Annotated in this window: 17 protein-coding genes; 11 read left to right on the forward strand and 6 right to left on the reverse strand. The window is 72.0% G+C overall.

The genetic code is table 11. The features are described from left to right. Positions 1–97: 97 nt before the first annotated feature. On the forward strand, positions 98–1,792 hold the full coding sequence (gene treS, locus ACLQ2R_RS18600) for a maltose alpha-D-glucosyltransferase (protein ID WP_425961123.1): 1,695 nt from the start codon (positions 98–100) through the stop codon (positions 1,790–1,792). A 205-nt stretch (positions 1,793–1,997) separates the two neighbouring features. Here treS and ACLQ2R_RS18605 read toward each other — a convergent pair whose 3' ends face one another. Genes ACLQ2R_RS18605 through ACLQ2R_RS18615 form a run of 3 tightly spaced genes read right to left on the reverse strand, consistent with a single transcriptional unit; the run spans position 1,998 to position 5,548 of the window. Then, positions 1,998–4,277, reverse strand: coding sequence for an FtsX-like permease family protein (locus ACLQ2R_RS18605; protein ID WP_425961124.1), 2,280 nt, complete (start codon positions 4,275–4,277; stop codon positions 1,998–2,000). 6 nt (positions 4,278–4,283) lie between these two features. Continuing rightward, positions 4,284–5,045 carry an ABC transporter ATP-binding protein gene (locus tag ACLQ2R_RS18610; RefSeq protein WP_425961125.1) on the reverse strand — a complete coding sequence of 254 codons (762 nt, stop codon included), beginning with the start codon at positions 5,043–5,045 and terminating at the stop codon, positions 4,284–4,286. Then, positions 5,042–5,548, reverse strand: coding sequence for a PadR family transcriptional regulator (locus ACLQ2R_RS18615; RefSeq protein ID WP_425961126.1), 507 nt, complete (start codon positions 5,546–5,548; stop codon positions 5,042–5,044). The genes ACLQ2R_RS18610 and ACLQ2R_RS18615 overlap by 4 nt, the downstream gene beginning before the upstream one ends. Before the next feature lie 131 nt (positions 5,549–5,679). On the opposite strand from ACLQ2R_RS18615, the gene ACLQ2R_RS18620 reads away from it, so the two are divergent. The 6 genes from ACLQ2R_RS18620 (at position 5,680) to ACLQ2R_RS18645 (ending at position 11,997) form a co-directional block, all read left to right on the forward strand. Continuing rightward, positions 5,680–6,936 carry an ABC transporter substrate-binding protein gene (locus ACLQ2R_RS18620; RefSeq protein ID WP_425961127.1) on the forward strand — a complete coding sequence of 419 codons (1,257 nt, stop codon included), beginning with the start codon at positions 5,680–5,682 and terminating at the stop codon, positions 6,934–6,936. Positions 6,937–7,070: 134 nt separating this feature from the next. Further along, the gene (locus ACLQ2R_RS18625) at positions 7,071–8,405 is read left to right on the forward strand and encodes an ABC transporter substrate-binding protein (RefSeq protein ID WP_425961128.1); all 1,335 of its coding nucleotides are present in this window, start codon (positions 7,071–7,073) and stop codon (positions 8,403–8,405) included. Positions 8,406–8,417: 12 nt separating this feature from the next. Continuing rightward, the gene (locus tag ACLQ2R_RS18630) at positions 8,418–9,989 is read left to right on the forward strand and encodes an ABC transporter permease subunit (RefSeq protein ID WP_425961129.1); all 1,572 of its coding nucleotides are present in this window, start codon (positions 8,418–8,420) and stop codon (positions 9,987–9,989) included. Next, on the forward strand, positions 9,986–10,861 hold the full coding sequence (locus tag ACLQ2R_RS18635; protein WP_386235597.1) for a carbohydrate ABC transporter permease: 876 nt from the start codon (positions 9,986–9,988) through the stop codon (positions 10,859–10,861). Before ACLQ2R_RS18630 ends, ACLQ2R_RS18635 begins: the two co-directional genes overlap by 4 nt. A gap of 83 nt (positions 10,862–10,944) precedes the next feature. Beyond that, on the forward strand, positions 10,945–11,622 hold the full coding sequence (locus ACLQ2R_RS18640) for a uracil-DNA glycosylase (protein ID WP_425961131.1): 678 nt from the start codon (positions 10,945–10,947) through the stop codon (positions 11,620–11,622). 36 nt (positions 11,623–11,658) lie between these two features. Beyond that, positions 11,659–11,997, forward strand: a complete 339-nt coding sequence (locus ACLQ2R_RS18645; protein ID WP_425961132.1) for a hypothetical protein — start codon at positions 11,659–11,661, stop codon at positions 11,995–11,997. 209 nt (positions 11,998–12,206) lie between these two features. On the opposite strand, the gene ACLQ2R_RS18650 is transcribed toward ACLQ2R_RS18645, so the two are convergent. Continuing rightward, a complete protein-coding gene (locus ACLQ2R_RS18650) occupies positions 12,207–13,664 on the reverse strand; it encodes a cryptochrome/photolyase family protein (protein WP_425961133.1) in 1,458 nt (485 codons plus the stop codon). A 134-nt stretch (positions 13,665–13,798) separates the two neighbouring features. Here ACLQ2R_RS18650 and ACLQ2R_RS18655 point away from each other — a divergent pair, with 134 nt between their 5' ends. The 3 genes from ACLQ2R_RS18655 (at position 13,799) to ACLQ2R_RS18665 (ending at position 16,593) form a co-directional block, all read left to right on the forward strand. Beyond that, positions 13,799–14,860 carry a MerR family transcriptional regulator gene (locus ACLQ2R_RS18655; protein WP_425961135.1) on the forward strand — a complete coding sequence of 354 codons (1,062 nt, stop codon included), beginning with the start codon at positions 13,799–13,801 and terminating at the stop codon, positions 14,858–14,860. A gap of 144 nt (positions 14,861–15,004) precedes the next feature. Further along, the gene (locus tag ACLQ2R_RS18660) at positions 15,005–15,529 is read left to right on the forward strand and encodes an RNA polymerase sigma factor (protein ID WP_425961136.1); all 525 of its coding nucleotides are present in this window, start codon (positions 15,005–15,007) and stop codon (positions 15,527–15,529) included. 92 nt (positions 15,530–15,621) lie between these two features. Next, on the forward strand, positions 15,622–16,593 hold the full coding sequence (locus tag ACLQ2R_RS18665; RefSeq protein ID WP_425961161.1) for a YbgA family protein: 972 nt from the start codon (positions 15,622–15,624) through the stop codon (positions 16,591–16,593). Between the two features lie 123 nt (positions 16,594–16,716). On the opposite strand, the gene ACLQ2R_RS18670 is transcribed toward ACLQ2R_RS18665, so the two are convergent. Together ACLQ2R_RS18670 and ACLQ2R_RS18675 are read right to left on the reverse strand one after the other, a co-directional pair. Next, positions 16,717–17,385, reverse strand: coding sequence for a DNA alkylation repair protein (locus ACLQ2R_RS18670; RefSeq protein ID WP_425961137.1), 669 nt, complete (start codon positions 17,383–17,385; stop codon positions 16,717–16,719). A gap of 31 nt (positions 17,386–17,416) precedes the next feature. Then, positions 17,417–17,701, reverse strand: coding sequence for a hypothetical protein (locus tag ACLQ2R_RS18675; protein ID WP_425961138.1), 285 nt, complete (start codon positions 17,699–17,701; stop codon positions 17,417–17,419). A gap of 312 nt (positions 17,702–18,013) precedes the next feature. Between ACLQ2R_RS18675 and ACLQ2R_RS18680 the strand changes: the two genes are divergently transcribed. Further along, positions 18,014–18,380, forward strand: a 367-nt coding sequence (locus ACLQ2R_RS18680; protein WP_425961139.1) for a hypothetical protein, incomplete at its 3' end; no start/stop codon positions are given.

An 18,380-nucleotide genomic window follows, 5' to 3' on the forward strand; every position in this document is an offset into this window, starting at 1 on the left:
GTGGGGATGACGGCTCCCGCCGGCGCGGTCACCAAACATCATCAGCCGGAGCATCCGGTGACTTCGTCCTGCCTCCATCACCGTGAGCGAGAACACGATGAACGCATCCCCCCTTCCCCATGCCTCGGAGTCCGTGGCCGAGGACTTCGTCTCGGCGGATCCCCAGTGGTACAAGCGCGCCGTCTTCTACGAGGTGCTGGTCCGCGGGTTCAAGGACTCCAACGGCGACGGCACGGGTGACCTGCGCGGTCTCATCGAGAAGCTGGACTACGTCCAGTGGCTCGGCGTCGACTGCCTGTGGCTGCTGCCGCTGTACGAATCCCCCCTGCGCGACGGCGGCTACGACATCTCCGACTACATGAAGATCCTGCCGGACTTCGGCGACCTCGGGGACTTCGTGCAGCTGATCGAGTCGGCGCACCAGCGGGGCCTGCGCATCATCACCGACCTGGTGATGAACCACACCAGCGACAGGCACCCCTGGTTCCAGGCCTCGCGGCACGACCCCGAGGGCCCGTACGGGGACTTCTACGTCTGGTCCGACGACCCTGCCGGGTACCCGGACGCGCCGATCATCTTCGTCGGCGCCGAGGAGTCGAACTGGACCTACGACCCGGTCCGCAAGCAGTACTACTGGCACCGCTTCTTCCACCACCAGCCCGACCTGAACTACGAGAACCCGGCGGTCCAGGAGGCCATGCTGGAGGTCCTGCGCTTCTGGCTGGACCTCGGCATCGACGGCTTCCGCCTGGACGCGGTCCCCTACCTGTTCGAGCGCGAGGGGACGAGCTGCTCGGGGCTGCCGGAGACCCACGCGTACCTGAAGAAGGTCCGCGCCGAGGTCGACCGGCTCTACCCCGACCGGGTGCTGCTGGCCGAGGCCAACGGCTGGCCCGAGGACGTCGTGGAGTACTTCGGCGACCCCGCCGCCGGGGGCGACGAGTGCCACATGGCGTTCCACTTCCCGCTGATGCCGCGCATCTTCATGGGGGTGCGCCGGGGCAGCCGCGAGCCGATCTCCGAGATCATGTCGCGGACCCCCAAGCTCCCCGACAGCGCCCAGTGGGGCATCTTCCTGCGTAACCACGACGAGCTGACGCTCGAGACGGTCACCGAGGAGGAGCGCGACTACATGCACGCCGAGTACGCCAAGGACCCGCGGATGCGGGCCTACCTGGGCATCCGGCGCCGCCTCGCCCCGCTGCTGGAGAACGACCGCGACCAGATCGAGCTGTTCACCGCGCTGCTGCTGTCGCTGCCCGGCTCCCCGGTCATGTACTACGGCGACGAGATCGGCATGGGCGACAACATCTGGCTGGAGGACCGCGACGCGGTCCGCACCCCGATGCAGTGGAGCCCCGACCGCAACGCCGGATTCTCCAGGGCCGACCCCGGGCGCCTGTACCTGCCGGCCGTGATGGACCCGATCTACGGCTACCAGGCGGTCAACGTCGAGGCCCAACAGAAGAACCCGGCCTCGCTGCTGCACTTCACCAGGAACATGCTGGCGATCCGCCGCGACCACCCGGTCTTCGGCACCGGCGTCTACAACGAGCTGTGGTCCAGCAACCCGGCGGTGCTCAGCTTCGTCCGCGAGGACGGGGACGACCTGATGCTGTGCGTCAACAACCTGTCGAAGTTCCCGCAGCCGGTCGAGCTGGACCTGCGCCGCTTCCTGGGCATGACCCCGGTCGAGGCCAGGGGCGGGGTGCGCTTCCCCGAGGTGGGCACCCTGCCGTACCTGCTGACCCTGCCCGGTCACGGCTTCTACTGGTTCTCGCTCACGCTCTGAGCGGCTCGCGACGGTCCTCGTTCACCCTCTGAGCGGCTCGCACCGGTTCTCGCTCACGCTCCGACCGTGAGCGAGGGCCCGGGACGACCTCCCGGGTCCTCCCGTGGGTCCGGGACGCCCCCGGAACTCCCGTGTCCGGGGCGCCCCACCCCCGGAGCCACGCGGAGTCCCGGCGTCCCCGAGGCCGCGCCGGAACCGGTGAGGACTACCGGGCGGTGACCGGGACCCGCGCGCGGGCCGCGCGGCCGGCCGGGATCAGCGTCACCAGCAGGGACGCCCCGACCGCGACGAGCGCCGCGACGGCGAGCGTCAGGAGCGAGGGCGTACGGCCGATGCCCGCGCCGACCCCGCTGGTGTGGCCCTGAAGGTCGATCAGCCCGCCGACCACCGAGGCCCCGGCCGCGGTGCCCGCGACCACGCCCAGCACGATCAGCAGGCCGGTCCCGGTGACGAGGGTCGCGGCCACCTGGCGGGGGGTGAGGCCCATGGCCTTGAGCACCGCCAGGTCGAAGGCGTGGTCGCGCAGTCCCAGGGCGCCGGCGGTGAGCAGGTTGGCCAGGCCCAGCAGGGCGAGCACCCCGATCAGCGCCACGATCACCACCCGGATGACGGCGAGCCGCTCGGCCGGGTTGACCACCCGCTGCACCTCCAGCGCCTCGCCCGAGGCGGCCAGCAGCCGGGAGCGGACCGTGGCCGGGTCGGCGCCCTGCCTGAGCACCACGCTGTAGAACTGCGGCGGCACCGCGTCCTTGGCCGGGAGGCTGTCGATCCCCAGCGAGAGCACCTCGCCGTCGTGGTCGGGCTCCACCACCCGGCCCACCAGGTGCACGATCAGCGGGGTGCCGCCGACGGTCAGCCGGACGCGGTCGCCGATCCTCACGTCCAGCAGGTCCAGCAGCCCCTGCCCGGCGACGGCCTCCCCCCGGGCCGCGAACATCCGCCCCTCCACGACCGAGAAGGGGTACGGCTCGGCGGAGGTGCCCACGGCGCGCGCCAGCACGCTCCTGGTCTGCTCCGGCTCCAGCGCGGGCACCTCGGCGCCCGGGTGGGCGGCCAGCACGCCGGGGTCGGCCCTGACGATCCGCGCGGTCTCGTCCGCCGGGAGCTTGGCGGGCCGCACCACGAGCGCGGCCGCCTGGCCGACCCGCTCGGGGTGGCGCAGGAAGTCGTCCAGGGTGCTCCAGCAGCCGAGCGCGATGGTGATCATCATCATCGGGATCGCCACGCCGAAGATGCTCAGGAAGGCCGGCAGGCGGCGGGTGAAGGCGTCGCGGCTGCCCAGCACGAGGGCGGGCGGGAGCCGTGCGAGGAGCGCCAGCCGGGCCAGCCGCGACAGGTGGCCCCGGGGCGGCGCCGCCGGGGCGGCGGGGACCGGAGGGGTCCGGCCGCCGCGCCAGGCCGGCAGCGCGACGGCCACCAGGACCACCGCGGCCGTGCCGGCGGCGATGGCCAGCAGCGGGACCGGGGAGAGCGGCGCGAGCGGCACGCCGTCCAGCACGAACGAGGCGGCGACCTGGCCGCAGACCAGCCCGACGGCGATGCCGGCCAGTCCGAGCGCGCCGTGCTCGGCCATCAGGACGCCGAAGACCTGGCCCCGGGTGTAGCCGAGGGACTTGAGGGTGGCGATGTCGCGGGTCTGGGTGAGCACCCGGCCGCCCACCGCGTTGGCGATGGCCAGGGCCGCGGCGACCAGCCCGGTGACGCCGAACAGCGCCAGCAGCGTGCCGAGCAGCCGGTTGTCCAGCTCCATCGAGGCGCGGACCTCGCGCCAGGTGGACATCCGCTGGATCTGCCCGTTCAGCAGGGTGACGGCGCCGTGCACCGCGGGCAGGGTGGCCTCGCCGTCGGCCAGGCGCAGGCCCGTGACGGACTCGCTGCGTCCCAGGGCGGGCTCGACCCTGGCCAGGACCGGCGGGAGCGTCCAGGCCAGGCCGGGCGTCCACTCGGGGTAGAAGCCCTGGTCGGCGCTGTCGGCCAGGCCGACCACGATGAGCGGGTGGGTGGCGCCGTTGAGCGCGGTCACCGGGAAGGGACCGCCCACGCGCAGGCCGAGTGCCCTGGCGAACGAGCGCTCGACGACCACGCCGTCGGTGTCGCCGGGACGGAGCGTGCGCCCCTCGCGGATCAGCGGGACGGCGACCTGCGACGGCGTCCCCGGACTCTCCCGCAGGGCCACCGGGGACTTCTTGCCGTTCAGGGTGAGCGTGACCGGCGCCGACCGGTAGGGCCCGGCGACCTGCACCACGCCCGGGAGCCGCGACATCACGACCGGGTCGGGGGCCTCACGGGTGTGGATCCACACGTGCGCGCCCCTGGACTCGGCGAACAGCGCCCGCCAGGGGTTGGTGCCGTCCTCCAGGAGGGTCGCGGAGGTGATCAGCGCCGTGACGATCCCGGCCACGGCCAGCACCGTCAGCAGCGTCTGTCCCCGGCGCGCCCGCAGGTCGGCGCGGACCCACCTGAGCGAGGCGCGCACGGTGCTCACCGCGGGTCAGCCCCTCAGCTCGACGACGCCGCCCGCGCCGCTCCGGGGGCGGCGGCGGACCAGGCCGGCGCCGCCGTCGTCGACGATCTGGCCGTCCAGCAGGGAGACCACCCGGTCGGCCAGGCTGGCCACCCTGGCGTCGTGGGTGACCATGATGACGGTCTGCCCGTCGCGGTGCACCTCGCCCAGGAGCCGCAGCACGTCGCGGGTGTTGCGGCTGTCGAGGTTGCCGGTGGGCTCGTCGGCCAGCAGCAGGCTCGGCTCGTTGGCCAGCGCGCGGGCCAGCGCGACCCGCTGCTGCTCGCCGCCGGCGAGCTGGGAGGGAGCGGCGTCGGCGCGGTCGGTCAGGCCGAGCTCGCCCAGCAGGTGCTCGCGGCGCCTGCGGGCCTCGCGCGCGGAGACGCCCGCCAGCAGCGCGGGCAGCTCGACGTTGTCGGCCACGGTCATGTTGGCGACGAGGTTGAAGAACTGGAAGACGAAGCCGATCCTGCGCCTGCGCAGCAGCGCCCAGGCGCTCTCGCCCAGCGTGTCGACGCGCTGGCCGTCGAGCCAGATCTCCCCGCTGGTGCGGGCCTCCAGGCCGCCGAGCATGTGCACCAGGGTGGACTTGCCCGACCCCGAGGGACCCATGATCGCCACGAACTCCCCCGGGGCGACCCGCAGGTCGACCCCGCGCACGGCGGGCACCGGCACCCCGCCGTCCTGGTAGATCTTCACGAGGTTGACGGTGTCGACCACCGGGGGCGTCTCGACCGCGGAAGGGGTCACCTCAGGTCCTCCTGGCAGCGTTCGAGCCAGTCGAGGTCCGCCTGGAGGTGGAGCATGGCCCCCTCGACGAGCAGCAGGGCGACCCGGTTGGCCGGGTCGGTGCGTTCGGCGAGTTCGTTGAGGTCACGCATGAGTCCGAGGTAGTGGCGGCGCTGGCGGTTGATCATCGCTGTTCTGTCGGCGGTCCCGCTCGCCGGCGCCAGCACGAGCTTCAGGAAGAACTCGTCCCGCACCCGCGGGCCCTCCGAGGGCTCGTCCACCCACGTGCCGAGGACCTCACGGCCCGCGGCCGTCAGGTGGTAGACCTTCTTGTTCGGCCGGTTGGACTGCTCGACGTCCACGGAACGCACCAGGCCGTCCTTCTCCAGCCGGCCGAGCGTGACGTAGATCTGCCCGATGTTCGGTGAAGGGTACGCGCCGCCGAATATCTGTTCAAGTGCCTGTTTGAGCTCGTAGCCGTGGGCAGATTCCTTCGCGAGGAGCGCCAGCAGCGTCAGCCGCACGCCCCACCTCCTCGGAGAGCTCGTTACGTGAGTGTTACGCGTCCATCCGTTGACGCTGATGTTACCGCTATGCATAACATGAATGCATCTACCTAACACGTATGTAACCAACTGGAAATCAGGAGGTCACAGTGCGCCGGTTCATCCCCATCGCGCTCACCGTGATCCTTCTGGGCGGGTGCTCGGCGGTCGGCGCGCAGCCCGCGGAACGCTTCGGCGGGAGCGGCCCGTTCACCCTGGTGATCGGGCGTGACACCACCGCGTACCTGCAACCGCTGCTCGACAGGTGGAACCAGGTCCATCCCGAGGAGCGGGCGACCCTGCTCGAACTCCCCGAGGCCTCCGACGAGCAGCGCGCGCAGATGGTCGCCAACCTCCAGGCGAGGAGCGACCGCTACGACGTGCTCGGGCTGGACGTGGTCTGGACGGCGGAGTTCGCCGACGCGGGCTGGATCCTGCCGCTGGAGCGGGGCATGTTCCCGCTCGGCCGGTTCCTGCCCCCGGTCGTCGACACCGCCGTCTACCGGGGCAAGCTCTGGGCGGTGCCGTACACCAGCAACGCCGGCCTGCTCTACTACCGCAAGGACCTGCTGGCCCAGCACGGGTTCACCCCGCCGAAGACCTGGAAGGAGCTGCGCGAGCAGGCGCGTTCCCTGCACGCCAAGCACCGGATCGGCGGCTACGCCGGGCAGTTCCTCGCCTACGAGGGCCTGACCGTCAACTTCACCGAGGCCGTGCAGTCGGCCGGGGGGCAGATCCTCAGCCCCGACGGCACGAAGGTGACCATGGACGTGACCAAGGCCAAGGCCGGCCTGGACTTCCTGGTGAACGGGTTCCGGGAGGGGTGGATCCCGCTCGAGTCGCTCTCCTTCAAGGAGGAGGAGGCGCGGCTGGCGTTCCAGGAGGGCCGGCTGGCCTTCGCCCGCAACTGGCCGCACGCGTACGGGCCGGCCACCGGCTCGCTCGTCGCGGACCGGTTCGCGGTCACCCGGCTGCCCGGCCCGAACGGGCCGGGCACCGGTGCCCTCGGCGGGTACAACCTCGCGGTCAGCGCCTTCTCCAAGCGGCAGAAGTCGGCCGTGGAGTTCATCCGCTACTTCACCAGCCTGGAGAACCAGCGCCGGGTGCTCACCGAGGGCTCGTTCCCGCCCGTGTGGGCCGAGCTGTACGACGACCCCGAACTGATCAGACGATTCCCCTACCTGCCGGTCCTGAAGCAGAGCATCCTCTCTGCCCGCCCCAGGCCCGCCAGCGCCAACTACGACCAGGTGAGCCTGGTGATCGCCAGTGCGGTCTCCAACGCTCTCACCCCACCCTTCGAGGAGGCCGGCGACGACATCGTCGCCTCCATGAAAGGCCAGCTCGACGAGATCATCCGGGGCCCGTGACGCCCCGGCGATCCCGGCAGGACCCGCGGCCCGGTCACGATCACGCCGCACCTCTCCATCGCGATTCTCACGACCCGTTCCCGTCCCGGCAGCTCTCCCGCCGGAGGGAACGCATATCAGGAGGTCTGTTCAGCATGCGCAAAACCCTTCCCACGGTGACGACGGCGGGACTGGCGCTGGCTCTGGCCGCGTGCGGCGGCGGGGCGGCGACCCCCGCCTCCCCGGCCCCGGCCGCGAGCGGCGCCTCGTCGGCCCCCGCGGCCGCCGCCAAGACCCTCGAAGGCGTGACCGTCGAGGTCGCCGCCAAGTGGACCGGCGCCGAGCAGGAGAACTTCGAGCAGGTGCTCAAGGCCTTCGAGGCGAAGACCGGCGCAAAGGTCACCTACGCCTCCACCGGTGAGGACACCGGCGCCTACCTCGGCCCGCGCATCCAGGGCGGTAACCCGCCGGACATCGCGATCCTCCCCCAGCCCGGCCTGGTGGGGCAGTACGCCGACCAGAAGTCCCTCAAGCCGCTGACCCCCGAGGTCCAGGCGCAGATCGACCAGAACTACACCCCGTACTGGAAGGAGCTCGGCTCCGCGGGCGGCCAGTCCTACGGCGTGCTGGTGAAGGCGGCCCACAAGTCGCTCATCTGGTACCGCGACCAGGCCTTCCAGGACGCCGGCGCGCAGCCCCCGGCCACCTGGGACGACCTGATCAAGACCGCCCAGACCGTCGCCGACTCCGGCACCCCGCCGTTCTCGCTCTGCGGCGCCTCCGGCTGGACCCTGACCGACCTGTTCGAGAACGTCTACCTGTCCACCGCGGGCCCGGAGAACTACACCAAGCTCTCCAAGCACGAGATCCCGTGGACCGACCCCAGCGTCACCACCGCGCTGGAGAAGATCGCCCAGCTCGTCGGCAAGAAGGAGTTCCTGCTCGGCGGCTCCGCGGGCGCACTGCAGACCGACTTCCCGACCTGCGTGACCCAGGTCTACGGCCAGGACAAGTCGGCGATGGTCATCGAGGCGGACTTCGTGGGCGTCACGGCCGAGCAGTCGGGCGCCAAGCTCGGCGAGGAGGCCAAGTACTTCCCGTTCCCCAAGGCCGGCGACACCGCTCCGGTGGTGCTGGGCGGCGACATCGCGGTGGCGCTGAAGGACTCCAAGGGCGCGATGGCGCTGCTGGAGTTCCTCGCCTCCAAGGAGGGCGGCGAGGTCTGGGCGAAGCTGCCCGGCTACCTGTCCCCCAACCGCAACGTCTCGCCGGACAACTACCCGGACGAGCTGACCAAGAAGCTCGCCGAGACGATCATCGCGGCCGGTGACGCCGTCCGCTACGACATGTCCGACCTCGCGCCCAGCGCGTTCGGCGGCACCGACGGCAAGGCCGAGTGGAAGCACCTGCAGGACTTCGTCCGCGACCCCTCGGACGTCAAGGGCATCCAGGCCAAGCTCGAGGCCGACGCCAAGAAGGCCTGGAAGTAGGGGAGAGCGGCCGTGACCGACAGGTTGGACGGCCCGCAGGGCCCGCGCGGCGGCGACGACGCCGCCCGCGGTCCCTCCTCCGGACCGAAAGAAACCCGCCCGGACGACGCCTCACCACCGGCGTCCGCCCCCGGCCCCGAGACTCCGGCCTCCGAGACTCCGGCCTCCGAGGCCCCGGTCTCCGAGGCCCCCGCCCGGGACGAGCCGTCCGGCCATCCGGCCGTACCGGAGGCGACGGCAGGGCCCGCGCTCACGACGGCCGGGCCCGCCGCCCCCGCGGTGGTGCCCGCCGGGGCCACCCGGCTGGGCCCGCCGCCCCGGCTGGCACTGTGGTTCCTGCTGCCGGGCGCGCTCGTGCTCGGCGTGATGGTGATCTACCCGATCGTCTACTCCGTCTTCCGCAGCCTCTACGACGCCACCGGCGACACCTTCGTCGGGATGGGCAACTACGCGGCGATCTTCAGCGACTCCGGCACCCTGACCACGATCAGGAACAACCTGATCTGGGTCGTGGTGGCCCCGGCCCTGGTCACCGTGATCGGCCTGATCTTCGCGGTGCTGACCGAGCGGATCCGCTGGGCGACCGCGTTCAAGCTGATCGTGTTCATGCCGATGGCCGTCTCCCTGATGGCCTCGGGCGTCATCTTCCGCCTGGTCTACGAGCAGGACCCCGACCGGGGCGTGGCCAACGCCGTGATCACCACGGTGACCGGCTTCTTCGGCTCCGGGCAGACCTACCCCGACGCCCGCGCCAGGGAGAACGACCAGGCGCCCGTCGTCACCGAGGGCGGCGCGGTGACGACCAGGCAGCCTGCGAGCCCCGGGCAGCCGGTGCTGATCCCGCTGGTGGGCGTGAAGCCCGCCGACGTGGCCTCGGCCGCGACGGCCAAGGCGGCGCAGCCGGGGCCGGGCGAGCTGGCCGGGACCGTCTGGGTGGACTTCACCCAGGGCGGCGGCGGCGAGCTCAACCAGGTGGACGCCACCGAGAAGGCCCTGGCGGGGGTGACGGTCGAGGCGGTGCAGAACGGCGCCGTCAAGGCCACCGCCACCAGCGAGGCCGACGGGACCTTCCGCTTCACCGGGCTCGCTCCGGGCGACTATCGGGTACGGCTTCCGCAGTCGAACTTCCAGGCGGCCTTCAACGGCATCCCCTGGCTGGGCCCGGCGCTGATCACTCCGGCGATCATCGGGGCGTTCATCTGGGTGTGGGCCGGGTTCGCCATGGTGCTGATCGCGGCCGGCCTCGCGGCCATCCCGCGCGACGCGCTGGAGGCGGCCCGCATCGACGGCGCCACCGAGTGGCAGGTGTTCCGGAAGATCACCGTTCCGCTGCTCTCGCCGGTGCTCCTGGTGGTCTTCGTCACGATGATCATCAACACCCTGAAGGTGTTCGACCTGGTCTTCGTCATCGCCCCGGGATCGGTGCAGCCACAGGCCAACGTGATCGCGCTGGAGATGTGGCGGGTCTCGTTCGGCGGAGGCAGCAACCAGGGGCTGGGCAGCGCGCTGGCCATCTTCCTGCTGATCCTCGTCCTGCCGTTCATGATTCTCAACATCCGCCGGTTCAGGAGGGACAACCAGTGACGACCTCCCCCCTCGGCGCCCCGAGGCGCGGCACCCTCGGCAGGATCGCGGACCGGCTCGGCGGCGGCGTCGTCCAGGCGGTGCTGGTGGTGATCGGCCTGTTCTGGCTGGTCCCCACGCTGGGCCTGTTCATCGTCTCGATCAGGAACGAGACGGCCAACAACTCCACCGGCTGGTGGACGGTGCTCACCAAGCCGGCCGAGCTCACCCTGAAGAACTACTCCGACCTGCTGGCCACCGGGTTCACCGCGTCGTTCTGGAACACCGTGTTCATCACGGTGCCCTCGACCGTCCTGGTGATCGGCATCGCGGCGATGGCGGCGTACGCGTTCGCCTGGATGGAGTTCCCCGGCAGGGACGCGCTGTTCCTCGTCGTGGTCGGCCTGCTGGTGGTGCCGACCCAGATCGCGCTGATCCCGATCGCCAAGCTCTACGGGTCGGCCGGGATCTTCGGCTCCATCGTCAGCGTGGTGCTCTTCCACGTCGCGTTCGGTCTCCCCTTCGCCATCTTCCTGCTCCGCAACTTCTTCGCGGGCATCTCGCGCTCGCTGCTGGAGGCGGCGCGGATGGACGGCGCCGGGGAGTGGAAGATCTTCTCGACCGTGGTGTTCCCGCTGGCCAAGCCCGCGGTCGCCTCGCTCGGCATCTTCCAGTTCCTGTGGGTGTGGAACGACCTGCTCGTCTCGCTGGTCTTCGCCAACCCGGAGAACCAGCCGATGACCAAGGCCCTTCAGTCCCAGATGCGGCAATTCGGGACCAACGTGGACATTCTTGCGCCAGGCGCGTTCCTGTCGCTGATCATCCCGTTGATCCTTTTCTTCGCCTTCCAGCGTTACTTCGTCCAGGGGATGATGGCCGGTTCGGTGAAGTAGATAACAGGGGCAGGCCCGGTGCGGCGCGCGTCGATTCGACGGGGCGCGCCGTACCGGGCCTCAAACCTCGATAGGGTCCCCCCATGGCCGCACGTCCCTTGAACGAAGTCGTGGAAGCCGGGTGGGCGAAGGCCCTCGAACCCGTCTCCGAGAAGGTCGCCGACATGGGCGAGTTCCTGCGGAAGGAGGTGGCCGAGGGCAGGCAGTACCTCCCCTCGGGGGCCAATGTGCTCCGCGCCTTCCAGCAGCCCTTCGACCAGGTGAAGGTGCTGATCGTGGGGCAGGACCCCTACCCCACCCCGGGCCACCCGATCGGCCTGAGCTTCTCCGTCGCCGCGGACGTGAAGCCGATCCCGGGCAGCCTGCGCAACATCTACAAGGAGCTCACCGAGGACCTCGGGCTCCCGATGCCGGGCAACGGCGACCTGACCCCCTGGACCGAGCAGGGCGTGCTCCTGCTCAACAGGGTGCTCACCGTCATGCCGGGCAAGCCCGCCTCGCACCGCGGCAAGGGCTGGGAGGAGATCACCGCCCGGGCCATCGAGGCCCTCGTCGCGCGCGGCACGCCCCTGGTGTCGATCCTGTGGGGCCGCGACGCCCGCACCCTGCGCCCGATGCTCGGCGACCTGCCCGCCATCGAGTCGGCCCACCCCAGCCCCCTGTCCGCCCGCAGCGGCTTCTTCGGCTCCCGCCCGTTCAGCAGGACGAACGACCTTCTGCTGCAGCAGGGCGCGACCCCGGTGGAGTGGAAGCTCCCCTAGTCAGGTCCGACTCCCTCCAGGCACTAGGATTCCACCATGAGTGATGAATCGGGCACCGAACGCTATCTGCGTCTTACCGTTGAACTGACCGTCGAAGTGCAGGACATCGCCGCCCTGCAGGCGGCCGCGTTGAAAGAGGTCAACCACCCCGACGCGGACCTGGACGACGACGAGCGCAAGGAGCAGGCCGAGCTCGTCTCGACCGACGAGACCGGTGCCACCGCGTTGCAGTGGCTGATCGAGCCGGACCACGTGCTGGGGCTGATCGAGCACGTCGACCAGATCGAGCCCCGCGAGGCCGTGCTGGGCGTCGAGCCCTCGGACGGCCCCTCTGACGAGGACGACGACGAGGACGACGACCACCACCGGCACTAGCCGACCGCCCCCACGGGCTCCCGGCACCCTCACGGCCGGCAGCGGCCCCGTACCCTTTCCCGTCCCTCGGAAGGCCCCTCACCGGCCTTCCCCCGTCCCACCGGGCCTCGCCGGCCCTCCCCCCGCCGCCCTGCCGGTGGGTGGCCCTCCCCGCAGGCGCCCCGCGGGGAGGGCCGCCCGCCGGCAGGGTCTTTTCACGGCCGTCGCGCTCAGCCCATCGACACCAGCGGCGGCGGGTAGCCGGGGACGGGCGAGGAGAGCCGCCACGGCTCGTGGATCATCCGCTTGGGCACCGCGCGGAGCTCGGGGACGTGGCGCAGGACGTACTCCCCGTCCGGGTCGTAGCGCCTGGCCTGGCGGATGTGGTTGACGGGCCGGTTGGGCCGGGTGTCGTTGCCGGTCCCGGCCACCCACTGCCAGTTGCCGTAGTTGTTGGCCACGTCGCCGTCGAGCAGGTGCTCGAAGAAGTGGTCCCCGCCGACGCGCCAGTCGAGGCCGAGCCGCCTGACCAGGAACGAGCCCGTGATCAGGCGGGCCCGGTTGTGCATCCACCCCTCGGTGAGCAGCTGCCGCATCCCGGCGTCCACGATGGGGACGCCGGTCATGCCCTCCGCCCACGCCCGCGCCGCCTGGTCGTCGTCGCGCCACTCGTTCCCGCGCGGGCGGTAGTCGTCGCGGTCCATGCGCGGGAAGGCCCGCGTCACCTGGTAGAAGAAGTCGCGCCAGCACAGCTGCCTGACGAAGGCCGCGACCTCGCCTGCGGCGCGGGCGTACGCGGCCCTCCTGGGGTCCTCGTCGTCCTCGGGACGCGCGTTCCCCGACGGGTCGGCCTCCCCCGCGGGATCGGCGTCCCCGGCGAGGCCGACGACCCCGCCGGACTCGCCGGATCCGCCGGGGTCGGCAGGCCCGGCGGCCCACAGGTTCGCGGCCTCCCCGGCGAGCGACTCCAGCTCCAGCGGCGAGACGCAGCCGAAGCGCAGGTAGGGGCTGAGCCTGGACGTGCGGTTCCCGGCCATGTCGTCGTGGCCGTCGGTGTACTCCCGCACGCAGTGCCTCAGCCACTGCTCCATCCTCCGGCGGCCGACCGTCTCGCCGCCGGGGAACAGCTCGTAGGAGCGGCCGCCGTGCTCGGGCAGGGGCCCCGCGAAGAGGTCCCGGGGAACGGGCACCGTTCCCGGGGCCTTGAGCAGCTCCCGCCGGGGGCGTCCGCTCCAGGCCCGCCAGTAGGGCGTGAAGACCCGGTAGTGGTCCCCGCCTCCCGAGGGGCGCAGGGCGTCCGGCGGCACGACGGTCAGCCCCGGGAACAGGCGGTACTCCATCCGGGCCCGCTCGCACTCCTCGGCCAGCCCGCGCTGGCGCAGGCGCGCGAACGTGCTGACGTCCAGGCTGGCGTGAACGGCCTCCGCCCCCACCTCCCCGGCCAGGCGCATCGTCTCGGTGATCGTGTCGCCCCGGCGGACGATCAGGTCGCCGCCCCGTTCCCTGAGTGACTCGCGCAGGTCGGCCAGGCACTCGGACAGGAAGCCCCAGCGGTTCCCTGAGGGCACGGCGGGGTCGGCCACGAAGAGCGGTATGACATGACGCGCGCGCTCGCACGCAGCGGCGAGGGCCGGGTGATCGTGCACCCGGAGATCGCGGCTGAACAGAACGATCACTGTATCGGTCACGTTTTCCTTTCGGGCGGTCACGCTGGGTCGGTTGCATCCGGCGGGGACCGCATCTCGAAGGAACGTTCAGGGAGCGACCGCTCCCGTCGCCTGTCACGCTGGTAACCGCGGTGACGGGCCGGAAATGAGATGAGATGGACGAGCAGCGTCAGGTGGTAGCCGATGAGGAACCGGGCTACGGCATCGGAGCCGTCGCGCGGCGTCTCGGCGTCCCCGCCCCCACGCTGCGGACCTGGAACCTACGCTACGGCCTGGGACCGAGCCGCCGGAGCCCGGGGGGGCACCGCCGCTACGACGCCCGCGACCTGTGGCGCCTGGAGGAGATGAACCGGCTCATCAGGAGCGGCGTGCCCGCGGCCGACGCGGCCCGCGAGGTGCTGAGGATCGAGACCGTCCCCGAGCCCCCGGCCGACCCCGGAACGGGGCGGGAGGCCGGGCAGGGCCCCGGCACCGGGCCGGCACCCGGGGCACGGCCGGGAACACGGTCCGGACCGGCGCCAGGCCCCGGAACGACGTCCAGGCCGGGTCCCGCGTCCGGGCGGCCGCCCCTGGAGCGCCTCCCCGCCGCCGGGCGGCCCGACGCGCCCGCGTTGCCGACCGCCGCGATGCTGACGCGGGCCGCGGTGGCGCTGGACAGCCGGACGGTGCAGGAGTGGCTGGGTGCCTCCCTGTCCAGGCACGGGGTGCTGTGGACCTGGGAGCGGCTGGTGATCCCGGTCTTCGAGACGATCTGCAGGCTCCAGGAGGAGAACTCCGCGGGCGTGGAGGTCGAGCACCTGTTCTCCGACCGGCTGCTGGCCTCGCTGATCGGGCTCACCGAACGGCCGGCCAGGCCGGTCAACGTCCGGCCGGTCCTGCTCGCCTGCGCTCCCGACGACCAGCACAACCTGCCGAACTACGCGCTGGCCGCGGCCCTGACCACCGACCACCGCGTGGAGACGCGGGTGCTGGGTTCCCGCACCCCGTACCCGGCGCTGGCGGACGCGATGCGCCGCCTGGGGCCCTCGGTGGTCTTCGTCTGGTCCCAGCTGCCGATCACCGGTGATCCCGCCCCGCTCTCGTCGCTGCCCGCGACCCGGCCTCCGTGCCTGGTCATCGCCGGGGGCGTGGGCTGGCAGGAGGGGCTGCCCGCCTCGATCCCGCACGCCACCTCGTTCGAGGACGCCATCACCCGCGTCCTCGCCGCCGTGGACTGACCTCCGCTCCCGACCGGCCCGCGCTCCCGTGATCACCGTCCGGGACCGGTTTCTCACGCCCCGCCGTGCCCCGGCTTGCGATCAGAGCCGCCGAGCGAGTATGAATAAGTTTTGAGTAGGTTTTCTCGGCAAGGGGAGTCCACCATGACAGACACCTTGAACGCTCGTTTCGCCGCCGGCGACGACATGGCACTCGCCGAGTGCTTCCGTGTTCACGGCTCCCTTGTCCGGTCCTACCTGCGGCGTTTCGTTCCCCCGCAGGAGATCGACGATCTCCAGCAGATCGTCTTCGCCGAGGTGTGGCGATCACGGCACCGCTTCGACCCCTCACGCAGCCTGCCCGCCTGGATGCTCGGCATCGCGCACAAGCGGGCGGTCGACCACCTGCGGATGCGCACCCTGCGCACGGTGCCGCTGGACGTGCTGGCGGACCCGGCCGGCGACGACGGCCGCGTGGACGGGGACGGCATGGCCGAGCGCGACCAGGTGCAGCGGGCGCTGGCCGAGCTTCCCGAGCCGCAGCGCCAGGCCATCGAGCTGGCCTACTACGGGGACCTGACGCAGCGGGAGATCGCCGAGAGGCTCAGCGTCCCGCTCGGCACGATCAAGGCCCGTACGGCCCGTGGCCTGCGCCGCCTGTCCGGCATCCTCACCCCGGCCGCGGCATGAGCGGCCACCCCGCCCCCGCGCGCACGCCCGGGACGACCGGTGGAGCGGCAGGGGCGGCCGTCAGGCCGAAGCTCGCGGTCTCCAGCTGCCTGATGGGGGAGCCCGTCCGGTTCAACGGCGGCCACAGCCGCGACCGGTTCCTGGGCGACGAGCTCGACGCCCACGTGGACTGGGTGCACGTCTGCCCGGAGATGGAGATCGGCCTCGGCGCGCCACGCGAGACCCTCCACCTGGAGGACTCGCCGGCCGGGCCGCGCCTGGTCACCCGCAGGACCCGGATCGACCTCACCGACCGGATGACCGCCCTGGCCGCCGACCGGGCGCGCACCCTGAACGAGGTGGACGGCTACGTCCTCAAGTCCAAGAGCCCGAGCTGCGGCGTGCACGGCATCCCGCTGTACGCGCCCGACCCGGAAGGCGTCACCGCGACCTGGGGCGACGGCAGCGGCCGCAAGGGCAAGGGCCAGAACCCGGTCGTGCACCGCCGGGGCCGGGGCGTGTTCGCGGCCGTCGTGCTGGAGACCCACCCGCTGCTCCCGGTGGAGGAGGAGGGACGGCTCAACGACGCCCTGCTCCGCGAGACCTTCGTGGAACGGATCTTCGCCCACGCCCGGCTCCGCGCCCTGCTGGAGAGCGACTGGCGGCCCCGCGACCTGGTGGCCTTCCACGCGCGGCACAAGATGCAGCTCCTCGCCCACCACCCCTCCGCCTACCGGGAGGCCGGACGGGTGGTCGCCGAGGCGGGCCTGCTCCCCCGCGAGGAGCTGGCCTCCTCGTACACGCGCTTCTTCGGGACGGCGTTCGCCGCCACGGCCGGCATCGGCCGCCACGTCAACGTCCTGCAGCACTGCGTGGGCATGCTGGGCGACTCGCTCGACCCGGCCCGCCGGGCCGACCTGGCCGAGGTCATCGCCTCCTACCAGGCCGGCCGGGTGTCACTGAGCGTCCCCGTCACCCTGATCCGCCACCACGCCCGCGGCGAGGCCGCCGAGTACGTACGCGACCAGACCTACTTCGCCCCGTACCCGGAGGAGCTCCGGCTCCGCAACCACGTGCCCGCGTGAACTTCCGGCCATCGCGACGCCTGCCCGCGAACCCGGGCTCGGGGGCCTTCGCGGCGGCCGGGAAGACCGTCGACGTCCGAGATCCCGCCCCCCCCCGATCGGGGTGCCGGGAACGCGACACGCCTAGGAACCGCCCCGGCTCACCATCTCGGTGATCCAGACGGGTGCGAACGGGGACGTGCAGCCCGGGGAGGTGGGGTAGTCCCTGAGCACACCCAGGCGCTCACCGATGTCGACGGCACGGGCGCGGTGCTCGGCGTGCTCGATCCCGATCTGGGCCAGGCAGTGGTTCATCGCCCACTGCAGGCGGTCCGGGGCGTCCTTCATGTCGGCCTCGACGACGTCGAGCAGTCCCGCGAGGTCGAGGCCCTCGGGCCTCTTCGCCACGCGTTCGACGGTCAGCGCCCAGCCGGCGCTCGCGACCACCGGATCCGGATCGGCCGACCAGGCCATGCGCAGCTCCTCGGCGTGCGGGTTCTTCTTCACCACGTAGTTCACGAGCCAGTCGTGCACCTTGGGCACGCGCGCCTCGCGCAGCATGGCGTCCAGCTCGTCACGCCCGAACGCCTTGGGACGGCAGATCAGGATCGCCAGCAGTCGCGCCGCGGTGTCACCCGTCTCCCAGAGCCGGTACGCGAGCTCCTGCTGCGTCTTCAGCCGCTTCGCGAGCGCGCGCAGCCTGCCGAGGTTCACGCCGTGATCGTCACCGTGTTTCTCGTTCACCTCGCGTACCCTCGGGTCCTCGAGCCCGGCCAGCTCGGCCATCACCTCGGTCACCGTCGTCCCGGCCATCCCGGCCCTCCGTTCGTCAGGTGCGAGCAGCCTACGACCGGCGCCGCCCCCCGTCGTACGCGCCGGTTCCGCGATGGCCACCGGCACGGAATCCCGTGTCCTCACGAATGTCCGGCGGTTCTCGGTCCGGCGGGGTCAGGTTGGTGAAGACGCCGCAGTTCCCCGGCCAGGACGGGTTCGTCGGCGTTCCCGGGGTGGGCCGTACGAGACAGGTCGTGCGGGCGATCGTGCCGGTCGCGCCGAGCACCGTGATGTAGAGGTGGGTGGCGTCGCCGTCCAGTTCCACCTGGGTCGCGGCGCCGGGATACCCCGGCACCGACGTGATGTCGTGCCAGGGCGGGGTCGTGCGAGGGTCCCGGATCGACGTGGTCCCGTTGTCCGAGACGAACGCGGTGAACGGGGCCAGGGGGGTGAGGGTGGTGGCGATGCTCTCGTTCGTCCGAACCGCCAGGACGGCGTTACCGGCAGGACCGGGAGGACCGGGAGGACCGGGGGGACCCTCGGGACCGGTCGCACCGGTGGCGCCGGTGGGACCCGCAGGGCCGGTCGGCCCCGCAGGACCGGCCGGACCCGTGGGGCCTGCCGGACCCGTCTGCCCCGTCTGACCGGTCTGGCCTGTCTGACCGGGTTGACCGGGCTGACCCTCCGGACCGGCCGGACCCTGCTGGCCCGCCGGACCCTGCTGCCCGATCGGACCCGTGGGACCGGTCTGGCCGGTCTGACCGGGTTGACCATCCGCACCGGCCGGACCCTGCTGACCCGTCTGACCGGCCGGACCCCGCTGACCCGCCGGACCCTGCTGCCCGACTGGACCCGCAGGACCGGTCTGCCCCGTCTGACCCGTCTGCCCAGGCTGCCCGGGCTGACCCTCCGCACCGGCCGGACCCTGCTGACCCGCCGGACCCTGCTGCCCGACCGGACCCGTGGGACCGGTCTGGCCGGTCTGACCGGGTTGACCATCCGCACCGGCCGGACCCTGCTGACCCGTCTGACCG

It is taken from the genome of Streptosporangium sp. DT93, assembly GCF_049844535.1.
In the GTDB taxonomy this organism is placed as follows: Bacteria; Actinomycetota; Actinomycetes; order Streptosporangiales; family Streptosporangiaceae; genus Streptosporangium.

Coding starts and splice junctions, on each gene's coding strand:
- treS (WP_425961123.1), top strand. CDS start 98: ATGAACGCATCCCCCCTTCCCCATGCCTCGGAGTCCGTGGCCGAGGAC.
- ACLQ2R_RS18670 (WP_425961137.1), bottom strand. CDS start 17,385: ATGGCCGGGACGACGGTGACCGAGGTGATGGCCGAGCTGGCCGGGCTC.
- ACLQ2R_RS18660 (WP_425961136.1), top strand. CDS start 15,005: ATGACAGACACCTTGAACGCTCGTTTCGCCGCCGGCGACGACATGGCA.
- ACLQ2R_RS18640 (WP_425961131.1), top strand. CDS start 10,945: ATGGCCGCACGTCCCTTGAACGAAGTCGTGGAAGCCGGGTGGGCGAAG.
- ACLQ2R_RS18625 (WP_425961128.1), top strand. CDS start 7,071: ATGCGCAAAACCCTTCCCACGGTGACGACGGCGGGACTGGCGCTGGCT.
- ACLQ2R_RS18655 (WP_425961135.1), top strand. CDS start 13,799: ATGGACGAGCAGCGTCAGGTGGTAGCCGATGAGGAACCGGGCTACGGC.
- ACLQ2R_RS18665 (WP_425961161.1), top strand. CDS start 15,622: ATGGGGGAGCCCGTCCGGTTCAACGGCGGCCACAGCCGCGACCGGTTC.
- ACLQ2R_RS18645 (WP_425961132.1), top strand. CDS start 11,659: ATGAGTGATGAATCGGGCACCGAACGCTATCTGCGTCTTACCGTTGAA.